Source organism: Planctomonas deserti (genome assembly GCF_003067705.1).
Taxonomy (GTDB): domain Bacteria; phylum Actinomycetota; class Actinomycetes; order Actinomycetales; family Microbacteriaceae; genus Planctomonas; species Planctomonas deserti.
On sequence record NZ_QANL01000251.1, the window covers coordinates 1 to 503 of the forward strand.

At 68.8% G+C, this 503-nt stretch carries 1 protein-coding gene; it reads left to right on the forward strand.

All coding sequences use genetic code 11. From position 1 onward, the window contains the following. Positions 1-503: NCS2 family permease (locus tag DAI20_RS20540; protein ID WP_168927725.1), on the forward strand; the 503-nt coding region annotated here is incomplete at both ends.

A 503-nucleotide genomic window follows, 5' to 3' on the forward strand; every position in this document is an offset into this window, starting at 1 on the left:
GTCAATCCCGAGATCCTTGGCACCACCGGCATGGATGCGGGCGCGGTGTTCGTGGCCACCTGCCTGGCTGCTGCACTGGGTTCGGCGGTGATGGCGCTGGCCGCCAACTTCCCGGTCGGCATGGCGCCCGGCATGGGCCTGAACGCGTTCTTCGCCTTCACCGTGGTCGGCGCTGCCGGCCTGCCGTGGCAGCAGGCACTGGGCGCGGTGTTCATCTCCGGCCTGGTGTTCCTGGTGCTGTCGCTGACCGGTGTGCGTGCATGGCTGGTGTCGGGCATTCCTTCGTCGCTGCGCTCGGCCATCGTGGCCGGCATCGGCCTGTTCCTGGCGATCATCGCGCTGCAGAAGTCGGGCGTGATCGTCGGCAATGAAGACACGCTGGTGGCGCTGGGCCCGTTGAACACGGCGCCGCCGCTGCTGGCGCTGGCCGGCTTTCTGCTGATCGCGGTACTGGAAGCGCGCCGCATCCGTGGCGCGATCCTGATCGGCATCCTGGCCGTGAC